The sequence below is a fragment of the Pontibacter sp. YIM B11418 genome, assembly GCF_059278805.1.
This window is the reverse complement of sequence record NZ_JCAEMH010000002.1, coordinates 574,352-598,235: the sequence shown is the minus strand read 5'-3', so window position 1 is coordinate 598,235 and position 23,884 is coordinate 574,352. Positions and strand designations below refer to the sequence as shown.

Genomic DNA, 23,884 nt, shown 5'->3' with positions numbered 1-23,884 from the left:
CTGTATGTTTGATATTTTTCGAGGTGGGATAGGACTACTGGTCCTGTTATCCATCGGCTTTTTGTTTTCCAGAAGTAGAAAATCAATTGACTGGAAGCTTGTAGCCTACGGTGTGTTCCTGCAAATCCTTTTCGGAGTGCTGGTGACACAGGTGCCACTGGTAGCAGATGCGTTTGCTTTTGTAAGCAAGGCCTTCGTCAAGCTTTTAAGTTTTTCAAACGATGGCGCCAGGTTCCTGTTCGGTAACCTGGCTGACCCTTCTCAGAACGCTGGTCTGGGCTTCATCTTCGCCTTCAACGTTTTGCCGACCATTATTTTCTTCTCGGCTGTATCCTCGGGACTCTATTACCTGGGCGTGCTACAGAAAATTGTATTTGGTATTGCCTGGATCATGTCAAAGGGCATGCGACTGTCAGGCGCGGAGAGCCTCTCTGCTGCCGGCAATATTTTTATGGGGCAGACGGAAGCACCGCTATTGGTGCGCCCGTTCATCAGCCGTATGACGCGCTCTGAGCTGATGTGCCTGATGACAGGAGGTATGGCGACGCTGGCTGGTGGTGTACTGGCGGCTTATGTGTCCTTTCTGGGGGGCGACGACCCTGCGCAACAAGCCATATTCGCCGCTCACCTGCTCACGGCCTCCATCATGAATGCCCCGGCTGCTATCGTAATGTCCAAAATGCTTGTTCCTGAAACCGATAAGGAGCAGATAAATACGCGCCTTGAAGTAAATGAAGAACAGCTGGGCGTAAACATCATTGATGCCGTTTCTAAGGGCGCTGCCGATGGTCTGCGACTGGCTGCCAACGTGGGTGGTATGCTGCTTGCCTTTATCGCGGTTATAGCCTTGCTCAACTATGTACTGCTTAAGCTGGGAGGCGTGACAGGGTTAAATGACTTTGTCGTGGCCAGCACAAACGGAAGTTTCAGCGGGTTCTCGTTCCAATACATACTCGGGCAGGTTTTCCGTATTTTTGCCTTTATTATGGGTGTTGCGTGGGAAGACACCCTGCAAGTGGGGAGTCTGTTGGGGCAGAAGACAGCTGTAAACGAGTTTGTGGCTTACTTGGACCTTGCCAACATGAAAGAGGCGGGCACCCTTTCCACCAAGTCGATTGTCATGGCCACCTACGCGCTCTGCGGTTTCTCTAACTTCAGCTCCATTGCCATTCAGGTGGGAGGTATAGGCGGTATGGCACCAAACCAGCAGGCCAATATTTCCAGATTGGGACTTCTATCACTGTTAGGAGCGTCTGTGGCCTGTATGATGTCTGCTACGGTGGCAGGTATGCTGTACAGCCTGTAATATTACCTAAGTACCCATAAAAAAGGCTCCCGCTATACCTGAGCGGGAGCCTTTTTTATATTTTACAGGTATAGCCATACCTTCGCTTATACCTATACCTGATGGTTGCCAGGCTGGGTCGTAGCGGTTGGCCCTTCCGGATTTTCAGGCTGCGGAGCAGCCTGCGTTTGCACAGTTTCTTCAGATGGGGCAGGGGTATGGTTCTCCGCCTCGTGCCTGCGTTCCTCTTCTTCGCGTTCTTCCTCGCGCTCTTCTTCTTCCACCTTTTTGGCATCGCGCATCAGGCGGTTGGCGAAGATAAAGTCATTGAGTTCCTTGATGTCGGTATCCATGATCTCGTCGCGTGTGCCTTCCCAGAGCTTTTTGCCTTCGTACAGGAACATGATTTTGTCCCCGATCTCAATCACCGAGTTCATGTCGTGCGTCACGATGATGGTGGTAATGTTGTACTCTTCTGTAATCTCTTTGATCAGCTCGTCAATCTTAAGGGCGGTTTGCGGGTCGAGACCGGAGTTAGGTTCGTCGCAAAACAGGTAGGTGCAGTTTGGGGCGATGGCGCGGGCTATACCTACGCGCTTCTTCATACCACCACTGATCTCCGAAGGCATTTTTTTGTTGGCACCTTCCAACCCAACACGCCGCAAACAGAAGTCCACGCGTTCCCTTCGTTCCTCTTTGCTCATCTCGGTGAGCATTCTGAGCGGGAACTCCACATTTTCTTCTACCGTCATGGAGTCAAAGAGGGCTGAACCCTGGAAGAGCATGCCGATCTTGCGGCGGATCTCCTGTCGGATATCGAGCTTGTTGTTAGTGAAGTACGTGCCGTCGAAGGTTACGCTGCCAAGATCGGGCTTGATGAGACCGACGATGCACTTAAGCAGCACACTTTTGCCGGTACCACTAGCGCCAAGCAACAGGTTGGTCTTGCCTGTCTCGAAGACGCCGCTTACGCCATCCAGCACTTTCTTGTCGCCAAAAGCTTTATGTATGTTGTGTATTTCAATCATAAGAATTCAAAATAGGGTAAAGGGGGTTTCGCAGCCGACTGCCTAGAGCAGTATGTAAGCGAGCACGAAGTCACCGATCAGGATGGCGATCACGCTATTGGTCACGGCTGCGGTACTGGCCGCCCCTACTTCCAAAGCTCCTCCAGAGGTATTGTATCCGCGGAAAGAGGAGATGGTGGAGATCAGGAAGGCAAAGACCACCGACTTGATCAGGGCAAAGGTAATATTGTAGGGTATGAACTGGTCGCGTATACCTGTGATGTACTCCTGTGGCGTCAGCTCACCGGAAAGTGTTCCGGCCAGGTAGCCACCCAGAATCGAGAGGAACATGGCTAGGATCACCAGCATCGGGAAAACAAGGATGGCGGCCACCACCTTCGGCAGCACCAGGTATGAGGCCGAGTTGATGCCCATTACTTCCAGCGCATCCACCTGTTCGGTAATCTGCATTGTGCCCAGTCCGCCGGCAATGCTGGAACCAACCTTGCCTGCCAGCACGATAGAGGTGATGGTAGGGGCCAGTTCCAGAATGGTCATTTCGCGCACCATAAAACCGATGGTAGAGCGGGGAATGAAAGCATTATCCAAGTTATAGGCTACCTGCACGCAGGTTACGGCGCCAATGAAGGTGGAGACGATGGCAACGATTAAGATAGAGTTGATGCCGATCAGAATAGCCTCGTCTAAAGTGCGGCCAAACAGAATCTTAGCGGATTCTTTTCGGGTGAAGAGGCTTTGCATGAACAGCAGGTATTTCCCAAAGGATTGTAGCATACAGGCGATACGTGTTAAACAAGGTATTAAACGTGTTTCTAAACAAAAATACTGTTTAAATGCCTATATTACGGTTAAATTTCTAAAACGTATTATCTAATAGCTATATAGAGCACATGCAGCAGTATATTTTGGTGACAGGTGGCACAAAGGGCATCGGCCGGGCCGTGATCGAGCAATTCGCGAAAGCAGGTTTCCACATCATTACGTGTTCCCGAAACGAGAAAGACCTGAAAAAGCTGAAACTGGAAATTGAGGAGCGCTATACCTTCTCCAAGGTTTTTTACCAAGAAGCCGACCTAAGCGATATGGGCTCGCTGAAAAACTTCATTGCTTATGTGAAAGGCCTCAAAGTGAGGATAGAGGTGATCGTTAATAACAGCGGCCTTTTTATACCTGGCAAAGTGCACGAGGAGGAGGACGCGGCGCTGCCGATGATGATCAACACTAACCTTTACAGCGCCTACTACATCACCAAGGCCTTTGTTCTGGATATGAAAAAGCGCCGGAGTGGGCATATCTTCAACATGTGCTCCACGGCCAGCATCACCCCCTACACCAATGGCGGCTCTTACTGTATTTCTAAGTATGCTTTGCTGGGTATGACAAAAGTGCTGCGTGAGGAGATGAAAGAGCATGGCGTACGCGTAACAGCTATTCTGCCAGGCGCTACACTCACTGCCAGTTGGGAAGGCGTGGACTTGCCGCCGGAGCGCTTCATGCGAGCCGACGATGTGGCCATGGCCATTTACGGCGCCTATACCATGTCGCCAAACAGTGTGGTGGAGGAAATCCTGATCCGTCCGCAACTGGGGGATATTTAAAGTTTAAGAGTTTTAGAGTTGGGAAGGTATAGCTGGTTGGTATTTTGTTAGAAACAAACTTATGCCTATATGAAAAAAGCATACCTGTTACTACTCGCGCTGGGAAGTGCCACGCTGTCCTTTGGGCAGAAAATGGAATATAGTGCCCAGCTGAATTCCGGACTCTCCAGGTTCGGTGGAGAGTCTGCTACCAGAACAACTGCCATGAGCCTTAGCAATAGCTGGGGTGGCAGTCCCGGGGTGAGCAATCCGTATGGCAGTAGGTATAACGTAACGTATGGCGCCGGCCTGCAGGCACAGTACGTTACTGGAGGCGGCGTTTTGGTAGGCACACAGGCTGGATACGAGCAACTGCGCACCTTGGCCAAAATAGATCGAGCCCTCGGCCAATGGTCACACAGTTCATCCATGGCATATCCAGCAGATGGAAAGGCAGTGATCCTAGCTGACTATATCAATCTGCAGCCCTACATTGGTTGGCGGATCAAGGAGAGCACTATAGACCTGGACTTAACCCTGGGCTCCGACATTGGCTTTGGTCAGCAGATGAAAGAGCGATCAGAAGCAACAATGGAAGACGGGACTGAAATTAAAGTAAAGGAGAACCGAAGCGAAAAGATCACCGATTTCAGGCCGCGGCTAGGTATAACAGGCTACCATGGACACTTTGGTATGTCCATGAGTTACGCGCATGGCATCAAAAACTACCGGGCTAATATGGAGGGTGCCAACATGAAGTTATATACCCGGGTATTCCGGATAGGCCTGCTCTACAAACTATAAACTCCCCTAAATATAAAACTAAATGAAACTGGAAAATAAGATAGCCGTGGTAACCGGCGTAAGCCGAGGAATAGGGTTGGCAACTGTGAATGCATTGCTGGAGCAGGGCGCAAAAGTGGCGGGCTGGGGAAGAACAGCGCCGGAAGTGCAGCACGAGAATTTTGAGTTTGTAGAATGCGACGTTCGTAAGGCCGACTCAGTACAGATGGCCTATAAGCATACTGTAGAGCATTTTGGTGGTCAGGTGAGTGTGCTGGTCAACAATGCAGGCCTGGGCCGCTCCGCCATGCTCGAAGACCAGGACCTGGATGAGTGGCACCTGATGTTCGATACCAATGTGCACGGCCTCTTTTACTGCACCCGCCTGGTGGTGCCAGGTATGAAGGAAATGGGAGAGGGGCACATCATCAATATCTCTTCCATTGCGGGCACTACAGGTATAGAGCAGATGTCGGCTTACTGCGCCACCAAACATGCGGTGCGGGGTATCTCGCACTCGCTCTACAAAGAGGTGCGCGATTATGGCGTAAAGGTTACCTGCATCTACCCTGGCTCCGTGCAAACCAACTTCTTCGACAGTATCGACAGCGTGACCGTGAACGATAACATGATGCGCCCAGAAGACATCGCCTCTACTATCCTGCATTGCCTGGAATCGCACGCCAATTACCATCACGTCGACATTGAGGTGCGTCCGTTGATGCCGAAGGGAAGGAAGCAGGTATAGCAGATATTTGGAACAGCTTTTGTAGCTTTGCAAGCCTTTATTTAATGAATAATTAACAATGACGAATGACTGATAACTATCCGTTATTCATTCGTCATTGTTCATTCGTAGCAGATGTCAGTTGAAGTAAAGAACCTTACCAAAATATTCGGGTCGCAGCGGGCCGTCGACGATATTACCTTCTCCGTTGGGCAAGGTCAGATTCTGGGCTTCCTGGGGCCAAATGGTGCCGGCAAGTCCACCACCATGAAGATCGCGACCTGCTACCTGCCGCCTACCAGTGGCACGGTGCTCGTGAATGGCTACGATGTCGTGCAGGACTCCATTGCTGTGCGTCGCAGCGTAGGCTACCTGCCGGAGCACAACCCGCTATACCTGGATATGTATGTGCATGAGTACCTGCAATTTGTGGCTTCTGTTTATGGCCTGAAAGGGCGCCAGTCAAAGGAGCGTGTGCAGGAAATGGTGGAGCTGTGCGGACTCACGCTGGAGCAGGGCAAGAAGATAGGAGCGCTTTCCAAAGGTTACCGGCAGCGGGTTGGACTGGCACAGGCGCTGGTGCACGATCCGCAGGTCCTTATTCTCGATGAGCCTACCACCGGCCTTGACCCCAACCAGATCGTAGAGATTCGGGCGCTGATCAAGCGCATTGGCCAAGACAAAACCGTGATCTTTTCCACCCACATCATGCAGGAGGTAACTGCCATTTGCGACCGTGTCGTAATCATCAACCGCGGCAAACTGGTAGCTGATAGTGATGTAGCCAGTCTGCAGGCCGGTGCCCGCAACGAGAAGACAACTCTGGTGGAGTTTGAGCAGCCTATACCTATCGAAGCCCTGGAGCAGGTGCCGGGTGTACTGACGGCTACGCTTACAGAGGGCGCAACCTACCGGGTAGTGTCCCGCAAGGATACTGATATCCGCGCTACCATTTTTCGGGTGGCTGCCGAGCGTCACTGGCCATTGGTAGGCCTGCGCCACGAAGAAAACTCACTCGAAAAGATATTCCAACAACTGACGAAGTAGGTATCATCCATGCTCGCTATACTTAAGAAAGAATTTAACGGCTTCCTGAATACCCTGATCGCCTATATCGTGATTACGGTGTTTTTGGTGGCCATCGGCATGTTCATGTGGGTCTTCCCCGAGAGCAACGTGCTCGACTACGGCTTTGCCGACATGCAGACGCTGTTTAACATGGCCCCCTGGCTGTTTCTGTTCCTGATTCCAGCCATCACCATGCGCACCTTTGCCGAAGAGAAACGTGAGGGCACCATCGAACTACTGCTCACCAAGCCGATCTCAGATCTGCAACTAATCCTGGGCAAATACTTTGCCGCGCTCCTGCTGGCACTCTTCGCCCTTATACCTACCCTGTTCTACTACTATACCGTGTACGAACTCGGCAATCCGCAGGGTAACGTGGACTCTGCTGCTGTAGTAGGCTCATACCTGGGGCTGGTATTTCTGGCGGGCGTGTTTGCAGCCATCGGGGTTTTTGCCTCTTCCGTTTCCGATAACCAGATCATCTCGTTCGTGATCGCCATTTTCCTGTGCTATATCTTTTACGCTGGCTTCGAGCTGATCGCTTCTATACCTGTATGGGGCGGAAACGGCTACTTCATCAGCCAGTTAGGTATAGAATATCATTATTCGGCCATCAGCAAAGGGTTGATCGACTCGCGTGACGTGCTGTATTTTCTGAGTGTGATCGCGATTATGATTCTTTCCACCAAACTTGTCCTAAGCAGCAGAAAATGGTAACAGAGCAGGCAACGATACCTAAAAGCAAGCGCAGCCGCGACCTGACCCGCTTTCTTATCGCACTGGCGGCCATTATACTACTCAACGTACTGGCAGCCAACTTTTTCTTCCGCCTCGACCTGACCGAGGACAAGCGCTATACCATTTCGCCTGTTACCAAGCAGATGTTGTCGGAGCTTCCTGAACCGGTGTTTGTAGAGGTATACCTGGAAGGCGAATTCCCTGCAGGCTTCAAGCGACTGCAGCAGTCGGTGCGGGAGACACTGGACGAATTCCGCATCTACTCGGGTGGTAACGTGCGCTACGAATTCATCGATCCGAATGAGATAACAGACGAGCAGCAGCGGACAGAATTTTTCCAGAAACTGGCAGCTTCAGGTATCCAGCCAACGAACCTGCGAGCCAGTGAAGGCGGAAAGCAAGTGGAGCGTCTCGTGTTTCCGGGTGCACGTATTATGTACAAAGGCAAGGAAACCGGCGTGATGCTGCTGAAAGGTAACCTGGCTGCTTCCCCTGACGAGCGGCTGAACCAATCGGTAGAAGGAGTGGAGTATGAACTGGCCACGGCGATCCGCAAAATGGCTTTCCAGGGCAACAAAACTATCGGCTATATCAGCGGACAGGGGCAACTGGAAACGCAGAATGTGACGGACCTGCTCGGCTCTTTGCAGGAGTTTTACCGGGTAGCCCGCGGCGAATTGCGCGATATACCTTCTCTGGAGGGGCTGGATTTGATCATCATTGCCAAGCCAACCGAAGCTTTCACCGAAGCCGACAAGTATAAGATCGACCAGTTTATCATGAACGGGGGCAAGGCCGTTTTCTTCGTGGATGCCCTCAACGCAAACATGGACAGCATAGGAGCAGGCGGCATGTTTGCGATGCCTTACAACCTGAACCTGGATGATCTGCTTTTCCGCTACGGCGTGCGCCTAAACCCGACCATGATCATGGACCTGAACTCTGGTTTTATTCCTATCGTGACAGGGTATATGGGTGAGCGGCCACAGACGGAGATGATCAACTGGCGCTTTTACCCCTTGCTCAACACTTTCAGCAAACACCCGATTACGCGTAACATTGATGCAGTATACTCCAAATTCATCGGAACGATGGATACGGTGCGGTCTGATGGGATACGCAAAACTCCGCTGGTCTATACCTCGGTTTACTCTCGTGTTTTGCAGCCGCCTGTGCCGCTCACACTCGAAGAAGCCCGTATGGAGGTGAAGCCGGAGCAGTACCAGGCCGGCCCGCAGCCAGTAGGTTATCTGCTGGAAGGTGCTTTTACTTCGCTCTTCCGTAACAGAAGAGCACCGGAGGGAGCCGCGAACCCGCACGTGAAAGAGACAGGAGTACCGACCAAAATAGCAGTTTTCTCGGATGGTGACCTGGTGCGCAATGAGGTAAATCCACGTACCGGACAGGCTTATGAACTGGGCTTTGACAGGTATAACAACGTGACATTTGCCAATCGCGAGCTTGCCATGAACACGATTCACTACCTGCTGGATTCAGAAGGTTTGATCAATGTACGCAGCAAAGAAATCCAGCTACGTCCGTTGGACAGGGTGCGGGTGAAGGAGGAGCGCACTTACTGGCAACTACTCAACCTGGTAGCCCCGATTGTGCTGCTAGGCCTGTTTGGGGTGGTGCGTTACTACCTGCGCAAGCGACGCTACGAGCGCTTCTAATTTTTTTGCCCTGTATGTAAAGAAATTGTGAAATGCCGGCCCGTTTCAGGTAGTATAAATGCGAAAATTTTTTAACTTTGTCCAAATAACATTATAGCTATACATAATGAAATTTATCGTCTCTTCTTCTGCTCTTTTGAAGCAGTTAGCCAGCATAAACGGCGTAGTGACCAACAACCCGGTGGTTCCTATCCTCGAAAATTTCCTGTTCGAAATCAACGACAGCACTCTCACCATCACAGCCAGTGACCTGGAGACTTCCATGATCACCGAACTGCAGGTAGAGGCGAAGGAAAGCGGCCGCATTGCTGCCCCTGCCAAAATTCTAATCGAGACGCTGAAGAACCTGCCAGACCAGCCGGTAACTTTCACGATCGACGAAGAAACCTATACCATTGAGATCAGCTCGGCAAACGGACGTTACAAGCTCTCCGGCGAAAATGCAACCGACTTCCCGCGTATACCTGTGGTGAAGGGTGGCAGCGCCATCGAGATTCCGTCTAACGTGCTGGGTCGTGCCATCAACAAGACTATTTTTGCAGTAAGCAACGACGAGCTTCGTCCAGCCATGACGGGTATCTATGTGCAGCTGCGCACTGATAACGTGACTTTTGTCGCAACAGATGGTCACCGCCTGCTGCGTTTCCGTCGTACGGACATTGCTACGGCCCAAGAAGCTTCTCTGATCATTCCACGCAAAGCTTTCACGCTGTTGAAGTCTACGCTGCCTTCTGAGGCCACTGCTGTGCGTATGGAGTTCAATCAGTCAAACGCTTTCTTTAGCTTCGATAACATCCGGATGATCTGCCGACTGATAGACGAGCGCTACCCAGACTACGAGAACGTTATTCCGGTACAAAACCCGAACAAACTGGTGATTGACCGTGCCGCTTTGCTGAGCTCTGTACGTCGTATCTCCATCTACTCCAATAAAACCACGCACCAGATTCGTCTGAAACTGTCAGGTTCTGAGCTGCAGGTGTCTGCCGAAGACCTGGACTTCTCTAACGAGGCAAACGAGCGCCTGACTTGCCAGTATGACGGTGAGGACATGGAAATCGGCTTCAACGCGAAGTTTTTGATCGAAATGCTCAACAACATCGACGCGGATGAAATCTCCTTTGAACTGTCTACACCGAACCGTGCCGGACTGCTCATGCCGCTTGCAAATGAAGATAATGAAAATGTTCTGATGCTGGTGATGCCTGTAATGCTGAACAATTACGTATAAGAAGATAATTTCTCCTAATGCAGAAAGGCGGACCGTTTTGGTTCGCCTTTCCTGTTTTTAGGGGGTAATACTTTTATGCTGACTTATCGCCTAAGCACTATTTTGCTTGCTGCAGTTTGATATACACCGGGAAGTGATCGCTATAGCCACCCAGGTATAAGGTATGGGACCAGGTCTGGCGAGGCGTATCCTTATACCTGCCAAACGTGAATTTTGCAAACTCAGGGTCATGGATCTGGGCCGAGCCGTGTACATAATGCAAGCCGGTTTGCATATTCATCATTGGCTTAGTGACCATGATCTGGTCGCGCATCTTGTTGTCGTTGCGGGTGTGGTAACTGCCGTTCCCCTGTACAAACCACAGATAGAACGTGTTAAACAACTCGTTTTGATAAGCCGGATTAGGGCGCCCAGTAGCCCTTAATACCTTCTCTACACTCACAGCATTAGGTTCGTCTGCAAAGTCCCCCAGCACGATGATTTTGGCGTTTTTATCTGCTTTCTGCTGCAAGTCCAATTGGCGTCGGAGTTCAGCCGCCGCATCACGCCTGCGGGCTGCTCCCAGAGCAGAGCTGCCGCGGTCTTCCGGCCAGTGGTTCACATATAGCGTAACAGGCTCTCCAGACAGGGTGCCTCTCACCTGCAGGATGCCACGCGAAGCGAATCCCCTCTCTGAAAACCTGATGGGCAGGTTGGTCTGCGAAGTAGGCTTAAATACCCTTGGGTTGTAAAGCATGGCCACATCAAGTCCCTCCGGGTCAGGCGAGTCGAAATGGATGATGTTGTAGCGGCGCTTGCGAAGTGGGGAAGACTTCACAAGGTCATCCAGCACCTGGCGGTTTTCCACCTCAGAAAGTCCGATGATGTCGGGGCCGCCCTTACCTCCAATAGTTTCAATCACTTGTGCAATATGGCGTATTTTGGTCTTATACCTGTCCTGATCCCACTGCATAACCCCATCCGGTGTGAAGCCGTCATCATCGGTTTTGGGGTCATTTTGAGTATCGTATAGCTTCTCTGTATTATAAAAAGCAACAGTATAGAGTTTCGGTTTTTTGATAGATGAGGTTAAGCTGGCGCATCCTGAGAGGATGGTCAGGCTAAAAAGAATGAAGAAGGTTTTTATTCCGTAGCGCATCGCGTAACTTTGTACTTGGTTTTAATATTCAAGCATAGTACGAGATATATATAGCACAAAGTTTAAAAAGAAAAGAAAATGAAGAAATCTGAGATATACTTTAGCATTGCGCTTGACGAGCAGCGTGTACCGGAGGCTATTAGCTGGAGAGCCACTGACGCAGGGGAAAAGATCCATTTTGCCAAGGCTATCAATATTTCCCTGTGGGATCGCGACGAAGCAGGTACGATGAAAATTGACCTTTGGACAAAAGACATGCCGATCGACGAAATGAAGTATTTCTACATCGATACGATCGGTGCCATGGCACAGAGTATCGCCACTGCTACCAGCGACAAGGTAATGGCCGACAAGATGCGTGCCCTTTGCGAGGACCTGATGAACCATGTGGAAACGGAGCGCAAAAAGGAAAATAACTAGTCTATAAATAAAGAAAGCCACCCTAAGAGGTGGCTTTTATGCTTTTGAAAAGTTTGGATCGGTCTAGTTAACGTTAGAAGCAATCGCGTTCTTATCGGCTTTCTCGTTAGTAGCCATGTTTTCAGAACCTTGCTTGTCCAGGCTTGAAACGAACTCGCTGTCAACTTTAGAGTACATTTTGCGGTCACCAAAGTAATCGTTGTACTGCACGGTGCTCAGGATATCTTCGAACTCCAGATCACGTACGGCCAGCACTTTTTTGCACTGCTCTGCAATTAACTGCTCGTTGCCCTCGTGCTTCTGCTCAATCTCAGTGATTTGGGCAGCTACATCCATGTTGATCTCTCTAACCTTATTTGCCTGGTAGTTATTCAGACGAAGTTCACGAATCATCTGCTCAGAAAGGTGATTGGCACGCTTCTCAGCAACAACAGTTATATTATTGCCTGTAGCAAATGCGCCGAATACAGTTCCGAATACCATCAATGTCGTTACCAGTAGCTTTTTCATAATCTTTAGTGTGTTTGGTGTTTTCAATGCTTTTCCAGATTCTTTTTCTGAGGCAGCGTAGTTTTAAAACGCGGGTTGTTTGTAAATGATTCCGGTATTTAAAATTTTTTTTGCCTAATCCCTCAGTGTCGAATACAAGCTGTATAGTACAGAAATAATGCCAAAGAGGTCAAATAGCTAACCATTTGACCTCTTTTTTTGATTTTATTTTGGATTTTACCATTCGTTCCGCCACATCATGGATTCAACGGGTTTAGTCGTGCGGTTGTTGTATTTGGCGTTTGCCTTGCTGTTGTAGTAGTTCTCGATGCCTCCTTTAACTTCAAAGTAAATCAGCTGTCCAATCGGCATGCCATGGTATACGCGCACCTGCTGAGTTACGGAGATCTCCAGTGTCCAGGTATTGCAGAAGCCTACATCACCTTTGCCAGCGGTGGCATGGATGTCTATACCTAAACGACCTACACTAGACTTGCCTTCCAGGAAAGGCACGTGCGCGTGTGTTTCGGTATACTCCAGCGTTACACCCAGGTATAGCGTATTGGGCTGCAGCACAAATCCCTCCTCCGGAATCTCAAACACATCGATCTGGTTATGTAGACGGGCGTCCAGCACTTCATCGCGGTAAGTGGCCAGGTAGCGGCCCAGGTGTACGTCGTAGGAGTTTGTGCCAAGGCCGGAGCGTTTGAATGGCTCAATCAGAATAGTGCCTTTCTCGATCTCTGCTAAAATCTGCTTATCTGTAAGAATCATGAGGGTGCAATGTTATGACCGTAAAAGTAAGCAAAATGGTTGATTGTTGGATTACTGAATTGCTGTATTGTTAAATTGTTGCTTGAGTCTAGGGGTGAAGCTATACCTTGTTTGTAGGTATGATAGGTATAGCAAGAAAAAAGACGGTAGCCCATTTCTGAACTGCCGTCTTCTTTTGTCTTATTATTAAGGTATAGCTTATTGCTGTAAAGCTTCCTGTAGTGCTTCGCGGTTGACTTTGATATACTCTTCTACCAGTTCGTCTGTTATAGCTGTAGACACGAAGAGTGACTCGTACTGCGAAGGAGCCAGGTATACGCCTCGCTGCAACATGCCATTGAAGTAACGGCCAAACATGGCAGTATCAGAGGTTTTGGCGCTTTCGAAGTCTGTAACAGGCTGCTCTGTGAAGAAAATGCTAAACATAGAGCCCACGTGGTTAATGGTGAAGTTCTTGCCAAGTTCCTGCATGTTCTGCTTCATCCCGTTCACCAACTTGGTAGTGGTCTGCTCCAGGTTCGTGTATACCTCCGGATGAGCCTGCAGGTACTGCAGCATGGCCATACCTGCCGACATCGCAATCGGGTTACCCGATAGCGTACCTGCCTGGTATACTGGTCCGGCTGGCGCTACAAAGTTCATGATCTCTTTCTTACCGCCATAAGCACCCACTGGCATACCGCCTCCGATGATCTTACCGAGTGTGGTCATATCCGGCGTAACACCGAACAACTGCTGCGCGCCACCTGGTGCCAGACGGAAACCTGTCATCACTTCATCAAATATCAGCACAATGCCCTCTTTGGTACAAAGATCACGCAAACCCTGCAGGAAACCCGGCGCTGGCAGCACCAGGCCCATGTTACCGGCCACAGGCTCCAGGATGATGGCCGCTATCTGATCTTTGTTGGCTTCCACTAGTTTCTTAACTGCCTCCAGATCGTTGAAAGGAGCGGTGAGCGTATCGGCGGCAACGCCCTGCGTAACGCCCGGGCTGTCCGGCACGCCAAGGGTGATGGCGCCGCTACCAGCAGCAATCAGGAAAGAATCACCGTGGCCGTGGTAGCACCCCTCGAACTTGATCATTTTATTACGACCGGTATAGCCTCGGGCCACACGCACCGCCGACATAGTAGCTTCCGTACCGGAGTTTACCATGCGCACCTTCTCAATCGACGGTACCATGTCCACGATCAACTCCGCAATCTCGATTTCTTTGCGGGTAGGGGCCCCAAAAGATAGCGATTGAGGTATAGCCTGCTGCACAGCTTCCTGCACTATTTCAGCGGCATGGCCCAGGATCATCGGTCCCCAGGAGTTGAGAAATTCCATGTAACGGTTGCCATCCTCGTCGTACATATAGGGCCCTTTGGCCGAAACCACAAAGCGCGGATTGCCGCCCACTGCTCTGAAGGCACGGACAGGAGAGTTTACTCCGCCCGGTATGGAGTGCTGTGCCCGCTGGAAAAGCTCTTCGCTGATTGGTGCTATTTTCATGATGCTGAGTTCTTAAATAGTGAATGAAATAATTTGATCAGGCTGCTATACCTTAATTTGTGCTGCCGAAAGCCTTAAAAAACCGGATTAACGACAGTAAGCTTCAGGTTCTCCAGCTTGGTGATCGGTATGTACTGGTTGTCGCGGCGCACTTCGTTGAGGGCTGCATGATTGGTATACCCTATACCTTGGTAGAAAACACCCGGCTTGATTCCCTCTGACCCCAATGCCAGGTTAAAGCGCGTTCCGTAGTTCTGAAGTAAAGTTCCGAAGTAATACATCATCTCGAAGCCGGCGTAAGCATACGGCGAAGGCGGCATGTTATACCTGGCTGCATACCTTTTGCGGAAGTGACGCACCGCCGGACTCATCTGGTCAATGTATTTCGAGTTCACAAAGTAAATTTCCAGGTCATCCAACTGGCGCAGTGTTAGTTGCCCTATACCCAACCAGTTTTCAAAAGTCATCAGCGGGAGTGTGGCAGCTCTCGACTGCAGGGTGCTGACCGTATTGGCAGCGGCCGTCATCTTGTCCGAGAAGACAGCCAGATGGCCTATACCTTCCAGTTTCAGATCTTTGAAAACAGCGGCGGTGGCGGCGCTTTGGGCGGAATTTATTTTTTTATAAGTTGCTATTTTCCCTCCCAGCTTCAGGAATTGCTCGCGGTAGTGCTGGCTAAAAGCGATGTCATCTTTGTTGTCCTCGTACAGGATTACGGCCGTTTTAGGCTCAAAGGTATTGTAAGCATAGGTGGCAGCCTGTTGCGCCTGCGTTGCTACAGAAGACTCAAACAGGAAAATGTTCGGATTCTCACTAGCTACTTCCAGATCCTGCGAAAGCGGATTGACTACGTTCACATTGTTCTGTGATGCAAAGCGTGCAGTAATTTTGGCGGATGATCTGTAGACAGGGCCGATAACCAGATCCATACCTTTCAACTCTGAGGTCTCCAGAAGGCGCTTTACGGCTGTTGTGTCTGTACCCGCATCATAAGCATACAGGTTAATGTTGATACCCTGGCGCTTGAGCGAATCCTGGGCCATCTTCATACCGGCATAGAGGTCAGTGGCGAACTGGTTTCTGCGAGCTGCCTGCCCCAGGTCCTGGTCCAGCTGAAATGGCATGAGGGCGGCAACATTATATGCCTGCTTGCGCATAGCATTGGCGCTCAGGTACCGGTTGCGATCCAGGCGGTGCTTCGAAACAATGCTTTCCAAAGTAGATTTATCCTCAGGACGATACCAGCCTGCTATCAGCTTGTCAGCATAAGTCTGGGCCACGGCTTTGTCGTCCGGGTAGCGCTGCATTAACTGCTCAAAAGCGCCGCGGTCGGTGATCCGCATCAGGTAGTGACGCTTCAGCTTTTCGGCATCGGCTTGCAGCTTCGCAGATCGTATGCTGTTCAACTCGGCCAGCGCCTGTTCGTATTCACCTTGCTCAAAAAGTACATTGCCGAGCAGGTAGCTTGCTTCGGGCTGGTTGGGCCAGTTTGGGTGCTGACCCTGAAGCTGCTGCAACATGCGACGGGCTTCCGGCAGTTTGTTTGCCTTGAGTGCCGCTACGGCATAGAGGTAGGAAGCCTCGGGAGCGTATTGATTCTTAGATCCGGCCTGCGTGACGGGCAAAAGCTCGGCCATAGCCTTGTCGTAACGCTCCTGATCTATCAGTACCTTGCCATTGCTATAGGTCGTGCTATAATCCTGCTGAGCCTGTGCCGGCAGTGCAAGCACAGCCAAAAGCAGCACACCCGCTGCATGCTTCAATAAGCTTCCTTTCATGTTTTACTTTGATTTAGTGAATGAGTGAGTTATTGAATGAGTGATTTTTGATTTGGTGTGTGATTGATTCGATTAAATAAAAGGCCGAACCTATACGCTTCTCAATAGCCGTTTCATTAATGTTTAGTCAACAATTCAGCCATTTAACAATTCACTCAACCACTCATTCACCCAATCACTCCATTAATTTACTCCCACTCGATGGTTGCCGGTGGTTTTGAGCTGATGTCGTACACCACGCGATTGACACCTTTTACTTTGTTGATGATCTCGTTGGATACATCGGCCAGAAACTCATACGGCAAACGGCTCCAGTCTGCTGTCATCCCGTCGATAGAGGTCACAGCTCGTAGCGCTACTACATTTTCGTACGTACGTTCGTCACCCATCACACCTACCGACTGCACCGGTGTCAGGATAGCGCCAGCCTGCCATACCTCGTCGTACAAGCCCGACTTTTTCAGGTTGCTGATGAATATATGATCTACCTGCTGCAACACATTTACTTTTTCCGGCGTGATATCGCCCAATATACGTATTGCAAGGCCCGGGCCAGGGAAAGGATGGCGGCCCAGAATGTTGTCGTCGATTTTCAGGGTTTTACCTACCAGACGCACCTCATCTTTAAAGAGCGCCTTGAGTGGCTCCACCACTTTCAGTTTCATGAAATCAGGCAGACCACCTACGTTGTGGTGCGACTTAATGGTTGCCGAAGGGCCTTTTACGCTCATCGATTCGATTACGTCCGGGTAGATCGTGCCCTGTGCCAGCCATTTCACGTCCTCAATCTTGTGCGCCTCGTCGTCAAACACCTCGATGAACAAGCGGCCAATGGCTTTGCGCTTGCCTTCCGGATCAGAGATGCCGACCAGTGCCGTATAAAATCTGTCCTTAGCATCAACGCCTTTCACATTCAGGCCCATGTGCTTATACGAGTCCAGTACCGACTCAAACTCGTCTTTACGCAACAATCCGTTGTCTACAAAAATACAGTACAGGTTCTCACCGATCGCCTCGTGAATCAGCATAGCGGCCACACTCGAATCCACACCACCTGACAGGCCAAGTACTACTTTGTCATTGCCCAGTTGCTGCTTTAGATCTGCTACAGTGGAGTCTACAAACTGCTCGGAGGTCCAGTCCTGCTGGCAACCGCAGATATGCACCACAAAGTTGCGGAGCAAAGTTTTGCCTTCGTCGGAGTGTGTTACTTCCGGGTGGAACTGAATGCCGTAGGTTTCCTGGTCACGCAGTTTATATGCGGCTACGCGTACGGTTTCTGTACTGGCTATTACTTCAAAATTATCTGGAATTTCTTTGATGGTATCACCATGCGACATCCACACAACCGAACCCGGAGTGAGTTCTTTCATGAGGCGGTTAGCAGTGTGCAGTTCCGTAAGTCTGGCACGGCCGTATTCGCGGATGGTGGAAGGGGTAACTTCGCCCTGTTGCTCGAAAGCGATCAGTTGTGCGCCGTAGCACACGCCAAGCAGGGGCAGTTTGCCCATAAACTGGCTCAGATCGATGGTAGGGTGTTCGTGGTCACGTACCGAGCAGGGGCTACCCGATAGGATAACGCCTTTAACATCTTCGGTGAGTTCCGGAACATTATTGTAAGGGTAAATCTCACAATATACATTTAGCTCGCGCACCCGTCTTGCGATCAACTGGGTGTACTGGGAGCCGAAGTCGAGAATCAGTATTTTTTCTGGCATGCGCAAAGGTAAGGTGTATTAGGCTTTTTTGCCAAAAATAGGGGAGATATGTTTTGAGAGGTGTAGTAATGTAGAGGTTTTGCGCCAAAGCGGCGGGATCTTTGTGTATGTTGTGAGTAGAGGTGCCGAATTTGATTCAAGAAGTGTTCGCTAATGGCTGATGGTCATGGCGCGAGCGTCATCGCTCGTGTCGTTTATAGAGGGGCCTCTGGCCCAAGTATACCTACTGGCTTTTGCAGGTATAGCAAGCTGTAATGTTTTATAGCTTCGCCTGTGCGGCGGGCACTTACTTTTTTTCTTGACAAAAAAAGTAAGCAAAAAAGTCAAGACTCCCCAAACTCGCTGAACGCTCAAACAGTGGGTAGTCATTTAGGTGCACCTGGCTGATGTGATTTGTTTCACGGCCTAAGGGGCAAGTTACTCTTACTATACCTGTCAGTGTTCTGTGACAGTAACAAAAACTACAGCGCTTATACCTGGAAATTGCAGTGGCTGAGATTCCCCTCTTGGGAGGGGCAGGGGGGTATAATCAGCAGGAGTAGCAAATTGCGGCAACTACAAAGCTATACCTGTAAGTTGGTAATGGCGGAAAGTCCCCCTTTGAAGGGGGCAGGGGGATGTTAATCGTGCACCGCTCCTTCCCCTGTTCTTAGTTCTTAGAGGAAGGCTGGAATGGGGTGAAAGTTCCCCTCTTGTTTTGAGGTAGGAGTCCTCTATAAAAGGAGGAGTTGGGGGAGGTAATTCTCATGGGCTAGGAGAGGTAACTCAAATCTGTTCATCATTTTTAATCCTGAGAATCCTGATTCAGACAAGCTATACCTACGAAGCCCCAAGACACAAACAAGTTTGAAAGAGGCTACGAGATATTTACATTCCCCGCCACATAGGTATAACAATCATCCATATAAAATTAAACCGACTGAGTAGTAGCAAGATCGACTCCCACTAGTAACCCTGATAGATGATTCTTTAGAATAAATTTGCGCTTCAAGATAATTTCTGTACTTTTGTAACGGCAAATCGGCACGGCCAGCTCCCGTCGAACTCCCCCAGGGCCGGAAGGCAGCAAGGGTAGATGGTTGATGCGGCGCGATGTTGGTTTGCCACTTTTTTTTGCCCATACTTTTCTGACCGGCTCCCTGCCGGTCTTTTTGTTTTAATCCCTGATGCCCCCTTTCCTATACCTAAACTCTGTGATACAGCAGCTTAACCTGTCTTAAAGGCCTTATACCTTAATTGTCCTGCATCTTTCATACAATGTCTTTTGACTTAGGGCATATTGCGTTAGATTTGTAGGAAAATCTACATCCTCAGCATTATGAAATTCTTTGTTGATACTGCAAACCTGCAGGAAATTCAGGAAGCGCACGACCTCGGTGTGCTCGACGGTGTTACCACCAACCCATCGCTGATGGCCAAAGAAGGCATCTTCGGACACGACAACGTGATGGCGCACTACAAGCAGATTTGCGAGATCGTGGATGGCGACATCAGCGCCGAAGTAATTGCTACCGACTTCGACGGCATGGTACGCGAAGGCGAACTGCTGGCCGAACTGCACCCGAACATTGTGGTGAAGGTGCCAATGACGCGCGAAGGCGTGAAGGCGATCCGTCACTTCAGCGAGCGCGGCATCAAAACAAACTGCACGCTGGTATTCTCTGCTGGTCAGGCTATTCTGGCGGCTAAGGCGGGTGCTACCTATGTGTCTCCGTTTGTAGGTCGTCTAGACGACGTGTCAACAGATGGTTTGCAACTGATCGAGCAGATCGTGCACATCTATGGTAACTATGGCTACCAGACGCAAGTGCTGGCTGCTTCGGTACGTCACGTAATGCACCTGGTGCAGTGCGCTGAGCTGGGTGCCGATGTGGTAACCTGCCCGCTTTCTGTGATCACAGGTCTTCTGAACCACCCGCTGACTGATATTGGTTTGCAGAAATTCCTGGCCGACCACGCTAAAGGCAATAAGTAATATTGAATGACTAATGAGAAATGGTTAATGAGGTGTAGTGAAAAAGGTATAGGCCTAATTCATTATACTTCATTAATCATTATCCATTCTATATCCTATAGTTTAAATCATTAGTCACGCTTCATTCATACAAGATGTACATCATCAAAGTAAAGGGCAAGGCCAAAATTCCGGATTACATTCAGCTGCGCGACGATAACTTCGTGCTGATTGCTTATTTTAGGGCAGACCGTCCGCTTAAGAACCTCGACCGCTATGGTTTGGAGGGAAAAGAAGAGGCGCTGGCTGCGCTGATTGAGTCCCTCGAATTTGGTAAACTGCAACAACTAGACATTTAATTTTCTTATGAGCTTTTCTTCCTCTACCCCTGTGGTGTCGCTGCGCGACGTGGCTATTTATCAGGACGTGAACACCGTGTTGAGCAGTGTCAATTTTGACATTGACAAAGGTGAGTTTGTATACCTGGTAGGGCGCACTGGTAGCGGAAAAAGTTCATTGCTCAAGACCCTATACGGTGATTTGCCGCTTCAAACGGGCGTAGGCAACATTGCCGATTTCAAACTGAGCAAGCTCCCACGTAAGCAAGTGCCTTTTCTGCGTCGCAAGATCGGTATCGTGTTTCAGGACTTTCAGCTGCTTTTTGACCGCACAATAGCTGAAAACCTGGCCTTTGTACTGAAAGCCACAGGCTGGAAAGATAAGTCGAAGCGTAAGCAGCGCATTACGGAAGTGTTGATGCGAGTTGGACTGGATGCCGCTGCCAATAAACTGCCGCACCAATTGTCCGGTGGTGAACAGCAACGCATCGTGGTGGCCCGTGCGCTCCTCAACGAGCCGGTTATTCTGCTGGCTGACGAACCAACCGGTAACCTCGACCCGATCGTGGCAGACGGTATCATGCAGCTCTTTAACGAGATCAATAATAGTGGCACGGCCGTCCTGATGGCTACGCACAACTACGAGATCATCAACCGCTACCCGCACCGCGTTCTTAAGTGTGAAAACGGAAAAGTACTCGATTCCAAGGTAGAGACCTTCAATCTGACCACTGGTTACTAAACCCAGTTCTCCTGATTTTATAGTAGAAGGAAGAGCTTTTACAGAAGTCCTTTCGGATAGGTATACCTTTTCCTAAAACTTTTCATAGATGTCAGATCAAGACTTAAGTAAGTCTTCGCCACTGTGCGAGGATCCACTGGTTCATGTCCGGGTATACCTTGAGGCCCAGCATCAGGCCCATGTAAATGACGGTGATCAGTAGCGAGCGCACCAGAATATCCAGGTATAGGTTGCCAAGGTATGGCACCAGGTAAGAGGCTCCCAGCGCTACGGCCGCAATGACTGTCACTCCCAGTGAATTCCAGGCAAAAGGCTGCATTTTGTAGAGCCACTGCACAAAGAACAGGCGCAGCAGGTTGATCGTCACATAGGAGATCATGGAAGCCATGGCCGCCCCGTTGATGCCATACAGTGGAATGAAAACATAATTCGTCCAGATCGTCAGGCCAGCCAATACCACGTTAAAAAGCAGGTCCCAACGATATTTCTCAGAAGTAGCCAGGATAATGCCGTTTATACCTGTTGCCAGGTCGATGATGCGTGCCATGGACAGGAAGAGCACCACGTACTTACCCGCCCGGTAGGTCTCTGGCATAAAAGAAAAGAGATTATCAATATTGGCCCAGATGCCGATGAAGAGCAGCAAACCCACGATCAGGTTGATCAGCGTGATCTGCTTGTAGAGCCGCTCCATACCTGTCATATTCTGGTCTTTCCAGTACTCAGCCACCTGCGGGAAAGCGATCTTAAAAATAGAACGAGCCGGCACCATGATGGCGCTGGTGATAAAGAAAGCCGTGGTATAAATACCGTTGTCGCCCAGACTGTAAGAGCTGATCATGATCTGGTCGACAGTGGTGATGATGGTGATGGAAATATTGCCTAAAAAGGTGAAAAAACCATAATAGAGCATTTCCCGGAGGGGAACGATGCTGAGCGCTGCCAGACGCGGACGCAGAAACAATTGCTTCAGCCAGACTGCATACACTACGAGTGAGAGCGTGATTACCGCATTGATGACAATGTAAAGTAATACGAATTGCCTGAACTCAATCCAACCAAATGCATAGAGCCCGATGAGCAGCGTGGTGAGGATGCGTAGCAGAAAATCCTGGGCAAAAGACGAGATAATGGTCTTGAACAGCGAGCGCAGGTAGGCTGTGAGCAGGTTAAAGAGCAGCGTGAAAAAGGCCAGCGGGATCACAAAGTAATAGTAATCGAGCAGGAGAGGGGAGTTCTCGATATAGTAGTCGATCACGACCGGCTTAAAAAGCAGGAAGAGCCCTGAAATGGCGCCGAAGCCCAGCACAGGTATAGCGAGCATCAGAAACAGGAAGCCATGGTGCTCTTTGCTTTTGTCCCGGAAATAGGGGAAGTAACGCACACTCATGTTCACAAAACCGAGCGCCGAGAACTGCGCAAACATCACCGAAATCTGGATCAGTAGGCGTGTCAGACCTACTTCTTCTTCCTCCAGGTAGTTTGGAAAAAGCAGAATGGTGTTCACATAACCGATCGCAATGCCGGCATATGAGATCACGGTGTTCCAAATTCCCTCGCGCTGGAGATGTTTGCTCATGTTTCTAATTCAGGCCACAAAGGTAGACGATTCAGGCAGAGTTGCCAGTATGAAAGCGATAGCTCCTGTCCTCAGTCAGCATATTATGGATAAGCCCACTTGCCTTTTCGCCGCTTCTCCCGTCATACTCGGTTCCCACCGTCGCATTGTAGTACTTTGCCCGCAGATATACGTCTGGCTTTTGCTGTATACCTTGCTCCAGCAAGGGCTTGAGTCTAGTGTATGAAACCGCTTCTTCCACAAGTTCATTCGCTACATAGCCGTAGTAGTCGTGCAGTTCCTCTTTTGGGTTGAAGTTGAAGTAAACGGACCACACATTCAGTAGCACGGCCTCCAGGTGTATACCTGAGTTACCGCTGATCAGCATATCCAGCTCCCGGAGGTACTCAAAAACGGACTGCTGCCTTGCGTTGGAAAGGCTGATGTTTGGACTAATGCCGGTGGCGAAGGTATAGCTGCGTTTGTCGCGGGGGTGGGGGCGCAGCAGGATACGGAGCTGCGGATAATCACGGTTAATTTGGCGAACCAGCTGTTCCACTTCCTCCACCCGGTCCATCAGGTTACAGGCTATACCTAGTGTTTGCACCTTTTGGTTCTTGTTACGGAGCTGTACAAACTTGTCGACTTTAGGCATGCCTATAAACTCGACCCGCCCGTGTACCGGACCGCACTGCTTGTACTTGTCGAGCGAGTCCTGCCCCTCCAGTAGATTTAAGTCAAAAGCCAGCGGGGGGAATAAATTGCTCACACTCGAGTGCTGCACATAAACAGTAGGTATACCTAATTCCTTCGCTGCCAGGAGCATAGCCCGTGCGTCGGCGTTATGGTCGTTGGCAAATACGATGGCCTGTGGACGGTATTGCTTTAGCTTTTGCAGGTATACCTCATAAAAGCCAACGGCATCGTAGAGCAGGTCTAGGAAACGCATAGTACTGTGTTTCCTATGCGAGAGAAACTGAAAGAAAAGCGGCAGAAACTTGTAGTAGTATAACAACTTTTTGCGAAGCGAGAGTCGGGCCACTTGCTGGTTATACCTGCCAATGGCTTTGCTCTGTCCTGCTACCATCACGGCGTCGGGTATAGCTTTTTCTAAAAAGTGCAGACTATCATAGTTGTTCTGACTCACCACATAGAGCCATACCTTGCCCTGTAGTCGCTCCGGCTGCTCCACTGATCTGAACAAGTTGCCAAAAAGTCGCACCAGGGTATAGCCGGCCATGCGCAGCAGTCGCTTCAAGGGATTACTGGGGGAGGCTGCATTTTTGGCGCTTTCCGGGAGGTTATAGAAACCTTCGGAAAAGTGCAGGTATAAAATGTTGCTGTACAGGGTATACCAGTCTTTCATGT

21 protein-coding genes, 1 other RNA gene and 1 pseudogene are annotated in these 23,884 nt (G+C 49.9%); 13 read left to right on the top strand and 10 right to left on the bottom strand.

What is annotated here, in order from left to right; all coding sequences use genetic code 11:
* Positions 1 to 4 precede the first annotated feature (4 nt).
* Positions 5 to 1,306: a NupC/NupG family nucleoside CNT transporter gene (locus tag AC4QZR_RS07030; protein ID WP_494480252.1), complete on the top strand. Its 1,302-nt coding sequence runs from the start codon at positions 5 to 7 to the stop codon at positions 1,304 to 1,306.
* Positions 1,307 to 1,569: 263 nt separating this feature from the next.
* Here the strand turns inward: AC4QZR_RS07030 and AC4QZR_RS07025 are convergent.
* Together AC4QZR_RS07025 and AC4QZR_RS07020 are read right to left on the bottom strand one after the other, a co-directional pair.
* A pseudogene (locus tag AC4QZR_RS07025) lies at positions 1,570 to 2,313 on the bottom strand (ABC transporter ATP-binding protein); the annotation flags it as partial.
* Between the two features lie 42 nt (positions 2,314 to 2,355).
* A complete protein-coding gene (locus tag AC4QZR_RS07020; RefSeq protein ID WP_253403528.1) occupies positions 2,356 to 3,087 on the bottom strand; it encodes an MlaE family ABC transporter permease in 732 nt (243 codons plus the stop codon).
* 116 nt (positions 3,088 to 3,203) lie between these two features.
* Here AC4QZR_RS07020 and AC4QZR_RS07015 point away from each other — a divergent pair, with 116 nt between their 5' ends.
* The 7 genes from AC4QZR_RS07015 (at position 3,204) to dnaN (ending at position 10,110) form a co-directional block, all read left to right on the top strand.
* Positions 3,204 to 3,911, top strand: coding sequence for an SDR family oxidoreductase (locus AC4QZR_RS07015; RefSeq protein WP_494480251.1), 708 nt, complete (start codon positions 3,204 to 3,206; stop codon positions 3,909 to 3,911).
* Positions 3,912 to 3,980: 69 nt separating this feature from the next.
* Entirely contained in the window at positions 3,981 to 4,694 is a 714-nt protein-coding gene (locus AC4QZR_RS07010) for a hypothetical protein (RefSeq protein ID WP_494480250.1), read from the top strand.
* A 22-nt stretch (positions 4,695 to 4,716) separates the two neighbouring features.
* Positions 4,717 to 5,421 (top strand): SDR family oxidoreductase, encoded by a 705-nt coding sequence (locus AC4QZR_RS07005; RefSeq protein WP_494480249.1) that lies wholly within the window; start codon positions 4,717 to 4,719, stop codon positions 5,419 to 5,421.
* A 114-nt stretch (positions 5,422 to 5,535) separates the two neighbouring features.
* Positions 5,536 to 6,447, top strand: a complete 912-nt coding sequence (gldA, locus tag AC4QZR_RS07000) for a gliding motility-associated ABC transporter ATP-binding subunit GldA (RefSeq protein WP_494480248.1) — start codon at positions 5,536 to 5,538, stop codon at positions 6,445 to 6,447.
* A 9-nt stretch (positions 6,448 to 6,456) separates the two neighbouring features.
* On the top strand, positions 6,457 to 7,185 hold the full coding sequence (gldF, locus tag AC4QZR_RS06995; protein WP_494480247.1) for a gliding motility-associated ABC transporter permease subunit GldF: 729 nt from the start codon (positions 6,457 to 6,459) through the stop codon (positions 7,183 to 7,185).
* Complete coding sequence (gene gldG, locus AC4QZR_RS06990; RefSeq protein ID WP_494480246.1) at positions 7,179 to 8,879, top strand: gliding motility-associated ABC transporter substrate-binding protein GldG; 1,701 nt, start codon at positions 7,179 to 7,181, stop codon at positions 8,877 to 8,879. The genes gldF and gldG overlap by 7 nt, the downstream gene beginning before the upstream one ends.
* Before the next feature lie 106 nt (positions 8,880 to 8,985).
* A complete protein-coding gene (dnaN, locus tag AC4QZR_RS06985; protein ID WP_253403551.1) occupies positions 8,986 to 10,110 on the top strand; it encodes a DNA polymerase III subunit beta in 1,125 nt (374 codons plus the stop codon).
* Positions 10,111 to 10,207: 97 nt separating this feature from the next.
* Here dnaN and AC4QZR_RS06980 read toward each other — a convergent pair whose 3' ends face one another.
* Positions 10,208 to 11,248 carry an endonuclease/exonuclease/phosphatase family protein gene (locus AC4QZR_RS06980; RefSeq protein ID WP_494480245.1) on the bottom strand — a complete coding sequence of 347 codons (1,041 nt, stop codon included), beginning with the start codon at positions 11,246 to 11,248 and terminating at the stop codon, positions 10,208 to 10,210.
* Between the two features lie 78 nt (positions 11,249 to 11,326).
* Here AC4QZR_RS06980 and gldC point away from each other — a divergent pair, with 78 nt between their 5' ends.
* Positions 11,327 to 11,668, top strand: a complete 342-nt coding sequence (gene gldC / locus AC4QZR_RS06975; RefSeq protein WP_188502702.1) for a gliding motility protein GldC — start codon at positions 11,327 to 11,329, stop codon at positions 11,666 to 11,668.
* Between the two features lie 63 nt (positions 11,669 to 11,731).
* Here the strand turns inward: gldC and AC4QZR_RS06970 are convergent, their stop codons facing one another.
* The 5 genes from AC4QZR_RS06970 to guaA form a co-directional block, all read right to left on the bottom strand.
* Positions 11,732 to 12,178 carry a DUF4890 domain-containing protein gene (locus AC4QZR_RS06970; RefSeq protein ID WP_253403555.1) on the bottom strand — a complete coding sequence of 149 codons (447 nt, stop codon included), beginning with the start codon at positions 12,176 to 12,178 and terminating at the stop codon, positions 11,732 to 11,734.
* A 216-nt stretch (positions 12,179 to 12,394) separates the two neighbouring features.
* Complete coding sequence (dcd, locus tag AC4QZR_RS06965; protein WP_253403557.1) at positions 12,395 to 12,931, bottom strand: dCTP deaminase; 537 nt, start codon at positions 12,929 to 12,931, stop codon at positions 12,395 to 12,397.
* 198 nt (positions 12,932 to 13,129) lie between these two features.
* Complete coding sequence (hemL, locus tag AC4QZR_RS06960; protein WP_494480244.1) at positions 13,130 to 14,428, bottom strand: glutamate-1-semialdehyde 2,1-aminomutase; 1,299 nt, start codon at positions 14,426 to 14,428, stop codon at positions 13,130 to 13,132.
* 74 nt (positions 14,429 to 14,502) lie between these two features.
* Entirely contained in the window at positions 14,503 to 16,206 is a 1,704-nt protein-coding gene (locus AC4QZR_RS06955) for an ABC transporter substrate-binding protein (protein WP_494480243.1), read from the bottom strand.
* Between the two features lie 188 nt (positions 16,207 to 16,394).
* Positions 16,395 to 17,924, bottom strand: coding sequence for a glutamine-hydrolyzing GMP synthase (gene guaA / locus AC4QZR_RS06950; protein ID WP_494480242.1), 1,530 nt, complete (start codon positions 17,922 to 17,924; stop codon positions 16,395 to 16,397).
* Positions 17,925 to 18,936: 1,012 nt separating this feature from the next.
* On the opposite strand from guaA, the gene ffs reads away from it, so the two are divergent.
* The 4 genes from ffs to AC4QZR_RS06930 all read left to right on the top strand — a co-directional run bounded on the left by ffs (position 18,937) and on the right by AC4QZR_RS06930 (position 20,958).
* Positions 18,937 to 19,034, top strand: an RNA gene (gene ffs, locus AC4QZR_RS06945) — signal recognition particle sRNA small type.
* A gap of 208 nt (positions 19,035 to 19,242) precedes the next feature.
* Positions 19,243 to 19,899: a fructose-6-phosphate aldolase gene (gene fsa / locus AC4QZR_RS06940; RefSeq protein WP_007654513.1), complete on the top strand. Its 657-nt coding sequence runs from the start codon at positions 19,243 to 19,245 to the stop codon at positions 19,897 to 19,899.
* Between the two features lie 134 nt (positions 19,900 to 20,033).
* Complete coding sequence (locus tag AC4QZR_RS06935) at positions 20,034 to 20,237, top strand: hypothetical protein (RefSeq protein ID WP_007654512.1); 204 nt, start codon at positions 20,034 to 20,036, stop codon at positions 20,235 to 20,237.
* A 7-nt stretch (positions 20,238 to 20,244) separates the two neighbouring features.
* Positions 20,245 to 20,958, top strand: coding sequence for a cell division ATP-binding protein FtsE (locus AC4QZR_RS06930; RefSeq protein WP_253403568.1), 714 nt, complete (start codon positions 20,245 to 20,247; stop codon positions 20,956 to 20,958).
* A 103-nt stretch (positions 20,959 to 21,061) separates the two neighbouring features.
* On the opposite strand, the gene AC4QZR_RS06925 is transcribed toward AC4QZR_RS06930, so the two are convergent.
* Together AC4QZR_RS06925 and AC4QZR_RS06920 are read right to left on the bottom strand one after the other, a co-directional pair.
* Positions 21,062 to 22,537, bottom strand: a complete 1,476-nt coding sequence (locus AC4QZR_RS06925) for a lipopolysaccharide biosynthesis protein (RefSeq protein WP_494480241.1) — start codon at positions 22,535 to 22,537, stop codon at positions 21,062 to 21,064.
* Positions 22,538 to 22,568: 31 nt separating this feature from the next.
* On the bottom strand, positions 22,569 to 23,882 hold the full coding sequence (locus AC4QZR_RS06920) for a hypothetical protein (RefSeq protein WP_494480240.1): 1,314 nt from the start codon (positions 23,880 to 23,882) through the stop codon (positions 22,569 to 22,571).
* Between the last annotated feature and the right edge of the window lie 2 nt (positions 23,883 to 23,884).

Excerpts from the sequence above, each read along its gene's own strand:
- AC4QZR_RS07030 (WP_494480252.1), top strand. The coding sequence starts at position 5 with ATGTTTGATATTTTTCGAGGTGGGATAGGACTACTGGTCCTGTTATCC.
- AC4QZR_RS07020 (WP_253403528.1), bottom strand. The coding sequence starts at position 3,087 with ATGCTACAATCCTTTGGGAAATACCTGCTGTTCATGCAAAGCCTCTTC.
- AC4QZR_RS07015 (WP_494480251.1), top strand. The coding sequence starts at position 3,204 with ATGCAGCAGTATATTTTGGTGACAGGTGGCACAAAGGGCATCGGCCGG.
- AC4QZR_RS07010 (WP_494480250.1), top strand. The coding sequence starts at position 3,981 with ATGAAAAAAGCATACCTGTTACTACTCGCGCTGGGAAGTGCCACGCTG.
- AC4QZR_RS07005 (WP_494480249.1), top strand. The coding sequence starts at position 4,717 with ATGAAACTGGAAAATAAGATAGCCGTGGTAACCGGCGTAAGCCGAGGA.
- gldA (WP_494480248.1), top strand. The coding sequence starts at position 5,536 with ATGTCAGTTGAAGTAAAGAACCTTACCAAAATATTCGGGTCGCAGCGG.
- gldF (WP_494480247.1), top strand. The coding sequence starts at position 6,457 with ATGCTCGCTATACTTAAGAAAGAATTTAACGGCTTCCTGAATACCCTG.
- gldG (WP_494480246.1), top strand. The coding sequence starts at position 7,179 with ATGGTAACAGAGCAGGCAACGATACCTAAAAGCAAGCGCAGCCGCGAC.
- dnaN (WP_253403551.1), top strand. The coding sequence starts at position 8,986 with ATGAAATTTATCGTCTCTTCTTCTGCTCTTTTGAAGCAGTTAGCCAGC.
- AC4QZR_RS06980 (WP_494480245.1), bottom strand. The coding sequence starts at position 11,248 with ATGCGCTACGGAATAAAAACCTTCTTCATTCTTTTTAGCCTGACCATC.
- gldC (WP_188502702.1), top strand. The coding sequence starts at position 11,327 with ATGAAGAAATCTGAGATATACTTTAGCATTGCGCTTGACGAGCAGCGT.
- AC4QZR_RS06970 (WP_253403555.1), bottom strand. The coding sequence starts at position 12,178 with ATGAAAAAGCTACTGGTAACGACATTGATGGTATTCGGAACTGTATTC.
- dcd (WP_253403557.1), bottom strand. The coding sequence starts at position 12,931 with ATGATTCTTACAGATAAGCAGATTTTAGCAGAGATCGAGAAAGGCACT.
- hemL (WP_494480244.1), bottom strand. The coding sequence starts at position 14,428 with ATGAAAATAGCACCAATCAGCGAAGAGCTTTTCCAGCGGGCACAGCAC.
- AC4QZR_RS06955 (WP_494480243.1), bottom strand. The coding sequence starts at position 16,206 with ATGAAAGGAAGCTTATTGAAGCATGCAGCGGGTGTGCTGCTTTTGGCT.
- guaA (WP_494480242.1), bottom strand. The coding sequence starts at position 17,924 with ATGCCAGAAAAAATACTGATTCTCGACTTCGGCTCCCAGTACACCCAG.
- fsa (WP_007654513.1), top strand. The coding sequence starts at position 19,243 with ATGAAATTCTTTGTTGATACTGCAAACCTGCAGGAAATTCAGGAAGCG.
- AC4QZR_RS06935 (WP_007654512.1), top strand. The coding sequence starts at position 20,034 with ATGTACATCATCAAAGTAAAGGGCAAGGCCAAAATTCCGGATTACATT.
- AC4QZR_RS06930 (WP_253403568.1), top strand. The coding sequence starts at position 20,245 with ATGAGCTTTTCTTCCTCTACCCCTGTGGTGTCGCTGCGCGACGTGGCT.
- AC4QZR_RS06925 (WP_494480241.1), bottom strand. The coding sequence starts at position 22,537 with ATGAGCAAACATCTCCAGCGCGAGGGAATTTGGAACACCGTGATCTCA.
- AC4QZR_RS06920 (WP_494480240.1), bottom strand. The coding sequence starts at position 23,882 with ATGAAAGACTGGTATACCCTGTACAGCAACATTTTATACCTGCACTTT.